This window comes from Pseudomonadota bacterium (genome assembly GCA_011049115.1).
Taxonomy (GTDB): Bacteria; Desulfobacterota; Anaeroferrophillalia; order Anaeroferrophillales; family Tharpellaceae; genus DSCM01.
Map to the genome: position 1 here is coordinate 1 of DSCM01000118.1, position 5,120 is coordinate 5,120.

Sequence of the window (5,120 nt, forward strand, 5' to 3'; positions counted from 1 at the left end):
GCTTAAATTGATAGAGTGGATCCAAATTCGTAACCATCGTTCCTATCTGTCTCACAGAAAACGAAAGGTACTCCAATTGATATCTGTGAAGCAAGTGTCGTTGTAAGGTTAATCTGGTTGAGACATTAACCAGAATCATCTCTCCCCCAGCTCATCGATTTTTCGCTGAGTACTGACCAATGCGTCCAGCGCGCCGGCATTAAGATAGCTGACCTTATCGAGATCAAGAGCCAGTTTTTTCGACCCCGGCGTCAATCACAGCCGATAAATCCCGTAAAATATCATCGCAGATCTCAATATTCGCAATATCGCCCTGCAAAACCAATCTGGTTTCCATCAATTCTCCTCCGCAGCAAATCCTCTGGTCTGATGCCATAAAAATTCAGCCCTGACGAATCATGTTGCCGGCTCCGGCCATCACCTCTGAATCATTCGTTGATCGGCTGAATAAACCACCCCTTGATCGTTTTGAAATAGCGGAAAAAAAACACGATCAATACGGCCAGCATTGCGTATTTGAAAACTGCGATATGGCGGTCAAGATAGTCAAAAAAACAGGTCCAGACAATAATCGACACCAGGGTCCCGGAAAAAACCGCAGAAAAGTTGCGCAAGACACTGAATTTCAGGAAATAAGCGATAATTGAACCGGCGGCCGGGCCGGTAATCGGCAAGGGAACCATGACGAAAGTAAAAAGCCCCAGCCAACCGTAACGGGAAACGGTTTTTTTATGCTTCAAGGCCTGTTTTTCGGCATTGATGATAGCGACCGTCAGCCATTTGCATTTCAGATAATTATTGAAGGAAAAAACAAACAGTGAATAGCAGTAACAGACGATCAGAACCTCAAGAAACATATTGTAGAGAATCGTAATCTGAGCGGAAAAACCAAAGGCTATACAAAGCCCGATACCTGCAGCCCGGCCGCCCAGGGTATGGGCCACGAAAGCCAGCAACAAGGTCTGACCGACCCTGATATCAAGCATGAGAGAATAGATGACCAAGGCTATAAATATTACCGTCAAGAGCAGCCCCACCAGGAAAACCAGCCCTTCACCACTCCGATATAAGGTTCCGGCGGATTTTTCGGGCGCTTTCCCTTGATGAAGCTCGGGCGCGAAAGTTTTACCGATGTCCTGGCTTGTTTGTTTTTTATCCTCGGCCATGGCTTTCGCCTCGGGTTCGCCTCGACGATATAAGCCACCTATTTTCTTCCACAAATCCATCATTCGACAACTGCTCTCAAGACCAGATTCCGGGCCGGGAAGACCGGCCCGGAGCAATTCAACGATCTGACCAAAACCACCAACTGCCTCCAGAAGCCAGAAGACCCGGAGCCACTGAAATTCAGAGCCCCGGCAACCGCTACCGGGACCAACAACCAGCCAGATCAACTATTCAGCCCAACCCGGAAAACCAGATGACACGCGCCCGATTTCCAGCAGAAATCAGGTCATGTCCTTTGTTTTTCCTGATTTCAAGGTCTCGATACAAACTGAAATCAACGACGCTGAATAGTTACCATTCAGAAAACAAAAGAGAGCCGCCGGCAGCCGACAAGGCGTCAAGTCCGGGAAAGTCCGACCAATGGCACCTTGTCCATCTCCTGCATGATTCTCGCAGCCCGCCTCAGCACCGCCGCGGTCGGCCGATGCGGTCGCCACAGATGGGGGCCGGGCAAAACCGCGGCCAGTAAGGCCGCCTGCTCGGAATTAAGCTCCCGGGCATGGCAATTGAAATATTTCAGGGCCGCGGCTTCAGCCCCCCGGACCGCCGGCCCCCAATCCACGCTGTTGAGATAAAACTCAAAGATCTTTTCCTTACTCCACAACAGTTCCAGCCACAACGTATAATAAGCCTCGACCAGCTTGCGTAACCAACTCCGCGCCGGCCAGAGGAACATGGTTCTCGCAGTCTGCATGGAGATGGTGCTCGCCCCCCGCAGATAGCCGCCCTCCTGCAAAGATCTCAAGGCGACCCCCAATTCAATGAAATCAAAACCATAATGTTTCAGAAAGCGCTGATCCTCGGAGGCTAATACGGCCCGGCGCAGATACGGGGACAGCTCGTCCAGGGCCACCCAGGATCCGGTTTGGGGACAGTCTCCGCGGCTGAAAGCATAAGCAACCCATTGGCTCGCCGCCGCCAGAGTCAATGGCGGCCGGAATAAGCCGAAGGAAAAAACCTGAACCGCCGTCAACCCCAGGAAAAACAGAGAAAGCCCCCCCAGACGTCCGGGCCAAGGATTGATCTTCTTTTTTTTTCTTCGTGGATTAAACATCACTCCAAAACGCATGCGGGGACCTTCAGCAACCCACAGCGATCTCTGCGGGCCGTATCTAAGCCAACTCACCGGCGCGCCATCCCAACCCATTAACAAAGACGGCAAACCGCTCTTCTTACCGCAAAAAACCGGGCAAAATCAACGACATTCTCAGGCAGTTTAAAAATATTTGCAAAGCCTTTTCGCAGTGCTCTCAGAATTTACCCATCTCCGCCAGATCAGTCAGCCCCCGACGATTTGTAATCACCACCTGTGAACCTTCAATCCGGATCAGCTTCTCTTTCTGCAGTTTGGCCAGCATGCGCGAGAGGGTTTCCGGAATCGTCCCCAACAGACCGGCGAGCTGGGTTTTGGAAAGTTCCAGCTGCAGCCGGTCTTGGCCCGCTTGTTTGGCGCTGAGATAGAGCAGATGAGCCGCCAGACGTCCGGGAACTTCCTTCAAGGAAAGATCGTCGATCATTTTCGTAAATTGCCGCAGACGCTGAGAAAGGGCAGCCAGCAAGTTGAGGGACAGGGCCGGATTGCGGGCGACCAGGTCAATAAAATCCGGTCGCGGCAAAAACACCAGCACGCTGTCTTCCAGGGTGACGGCATGCGCAGGAAAACTTTTTCCGGCAAATACCGGAACCTCGCCAAAGGGTTCTCCAGACCCAAACACGTGAAGAATCTGCTCCTTGCCATCGGGTGAAAGCTTAAAGATTTTCACCTTCCCTTGCTTGACCAGGTAAAAACCGTTGCCGGCATCACCTTCGCTGAAAATCAGGCTTTTCCGTTTATAAGGTGAAACTTCCGCAATCCGACTGAGTTCAATCAGGTATGCCTCTTCCATACCGGCAAAAAGTGAAGTCCGGCCAAACCACGCAACCAGATCGACATTCAGATTTTCAGTCATTTCTTTTCCTTTTTCCGCAAAACATTTGTTCCCCCGATAATTTTTCCCCGTCCGGTTGGCCGGACGCCGGCGCGGTCGAGTGAAAAAATTAAAATGATTCCCCAATTCAACCTGCCGACAAAAACATTTCCGTCTTGTTGACTTAAGTCAAAGTCATTATATTCATTTTGTAATATAAAACAATCAAAGTCGCGGCGCTTACAAATCCGACAATCATGACGCGGAGCACCGGTCTCCTGACAGGCCCGGTTTTTAAAAAACAACCGCATAGAGGAGGAATCAACCATGCGCTGTCCAGGCCAGGATTCACGCTATTGGAAACATGATGCTATCTTTGAGACGAAATGCCCGGAATGCGGAAGCGAGCTTGAATTTTTCAAGGACCAGACCACAACCCGTTGCAAAAACTGCGGCAAGCAGGTAATTAACCCGAAAATGGATTTCGGCTGCGCCTCCTACTGCCAGTACGCGGAACAGTGCATGGGAGAGCTGCCGCCGGAGCTGCTGGCCGGCCGTGACGATCTCCTCAAGGATCGCATCGCCCTGAAAATGAAGATGCACTTCCGTAAGGATTTTAAAAAGATCGGCCAGGCTACCAAGGTGGCCCGTTTTGCCGGCCGGCTGGCTCCCCTGGAACAGGCGAATCCGGCCGTGGTCCTGGGGGCCGCCTATCTGCATAACATCGCCGGCGGTAACCCGCTGGTCGACAAAAAAGAAAACCTCGAACAGGAAATCGAGACCCTGCGTCTGAGTCAAGCCATTCTCGATGAGCTGCGGGCCCAAAAGGATCTGGCGGACAAGGTTCAAAATCTTCTCCGAATGCTTTTTCACCCAGAAGAATCAGAGCCTGAAAGCCTGAGCCCCGAGTTCAAATGCCTGCATGACGCCATCAGAATTTTCGCACTGCAGAAACGGCAACAGGAACAACCCTTTTCCGACGCTTTACTGGAAAAACAAATCAAGGCTACCTTACTGACCGCAAGCGGTCGCGAGCTGGCGACCAAAAGCATCCTCGGAGCCCGAAATTAATCACCGGCCATGACCGCTACTTGACGGATGGAGACAACCATGAAAATTTTACGCAAGATTATCCGGATCGATGAAGATTTATGTGACGGCTGCGGCCGGTGTGTTCCCGCCTGCGACGAGGGCGCCATTCAGATTATCGACGGCAAGGCCAGGGTGGTCGCCGAAAGGTATTGCGACGGACTCGGCGCCTGCCTCGGGGAATGCCCTCAGGGAGCCATTGCCATCGTCGAAAGAATGGCGGACGATTTTGATCCCGATGCCGTCGAGGAATATCTTAAGAAACGCGAGCAGGAAGAGGGGCAGGCGCTTTCGTCGGCAACCATGGCCTGCGGCTGTCCCTCGACTAAAATCCAGACTTTCGCTCAAACACCAGCGGAAGACCATCGGGAAAACAGGAATGATGAAAATAAGCAGCTCTCAAGTCTGGGCCACTGGCCGGTTCAGATCCGCCTGATTCCGGCCCATGCTCCCTTTCTCGAACAGGCCGACCTGCTCATTCTCGCCGATTGCGCGGCCGTGGCTTACGCCTCCCTGCATCGAGAGCTGTTACCCGGCCGGGTGGTGATGATGGGCTGTCCTAAATTCGACGATTTACCCGCCTACGAAAAACACTTTGCAGAAATTTTCACCCGCAACCACATTAAAAGCGTCACCGTGGTCACCATGGAGGTTCCCTGCTGCTCCGGCCTGCCCACCGCGGTCAAAATGGCCATCGCGCAAAGCAAACAGGAAATTCCCTGTCGGGAGCTGGTCATCAACCTCAAGGGCGAAGCGCTCTGAGAAAACAAAGATCGAGGGTGTAAAAAAGATTGTGTAAATGGCCATTCAGGGGTACACCGTGACCCCACCCATTAAAAGGAGCTCATATGGCCATTGAAAAAGATCTACTTGACCGCCTGCTTGCTGACTATAAAA

The 5,120-nt window shown here is 52.0% G+C and carries 5 protein-coding genes; 2 read left to right on the forward strand and 3 right to left on the reverse strand.

Features of this window, described 5'->3' with window-relative positions:
* Positions 1–428: 428 nt before the first annotated feature.
* The 3 genes from ENN66_10565 to ENN66_10575 form a co-directional block, all read right to left on the reverse strand.
* Positions 429–1,394 (reverse strand): hypothetical protein, encoded by a 966-nt coding sequence (locus ENN66_10565; GenBank protein HDS17022.1) that lies wholly within the window; start codon positions 1,392–1,394, stop codon positions 429–431.
* 170 nt (positions 1,395–1,564) lie between these two features.
* Entirely contained in the window at positions 1,565–2,389 is an 825-nt protein-coding gene (locus ENN66_10570) for a monofunctional biosynthetic peptidoglycan transglycosylase (GenBank protein ID HDS17023.1), read from the reverse strand.
* An 88-nt stretch (positions 2,390–2,477) separates the two neighbouring features.
* Positions 2,478–3,176, reverse strand: coding sequence for a Crp/Fnr family transcriptional regulator (locus tag ENN66_10575; GenBank protein HDS17024.1), 699 nt, complete (start codon positions 3,174–3,176; stop codon positions 2,478–2,480).
* 285 nt (positions 3,177–3,461) lie between these two features.
* Here ENN66_10575 and ENN66_10580 point away from each other — a divergent pair, with 285 nt between their 5' ends.
* A complete protein-coding gene (locus ENN66_10580) occupies positions 3,462–4,205 on the forward strand; it encodes a phosphohydrolase (protein HDS17025.1) in 744 nt (247 codons plus the stop codon).
* A 39-nt stretch (positions 4,206–4,244) separates the two neighbouring features.
* On the forward strand, positions 4,245–4,985 hold the full coding sequence (locus ENN66_10585; GenBank protein ID HDS17026.1) for a 4Fe-4S ferredoxin: 741 nt from the start codon (positions 4,245–4,247) through the stop codon (positions 4,983–4,985).
* Positions 4,986–5,120 lie beyond the last annotated feature (135 nt).

What these genes read in the sequence shown, in the direction of transcription:
- ENN66_10575 (HDS17024.1), bottom strand. Translation starts at nt 3,176, where the DNA reads ATGACTGAAAATCTGAATGTCGATCTGGTTGCGTGGTTTGGCCGGACT.
- ENN66_10580 (HDS17025.1), top strand. Translation starts at nt 3,462, where the DNA reads ATGCGCTGTCCAGGCCAGGATTCACGCTATTGGAAACATGATGCTATC.
- ENN66_10585 (HDS17026.1), top strand. Translation starts at nt 4,245, where the DNA reads ATGAAAATTTTACGCAAGATTATCCGGATCGATGAAGATTTATGTGAC.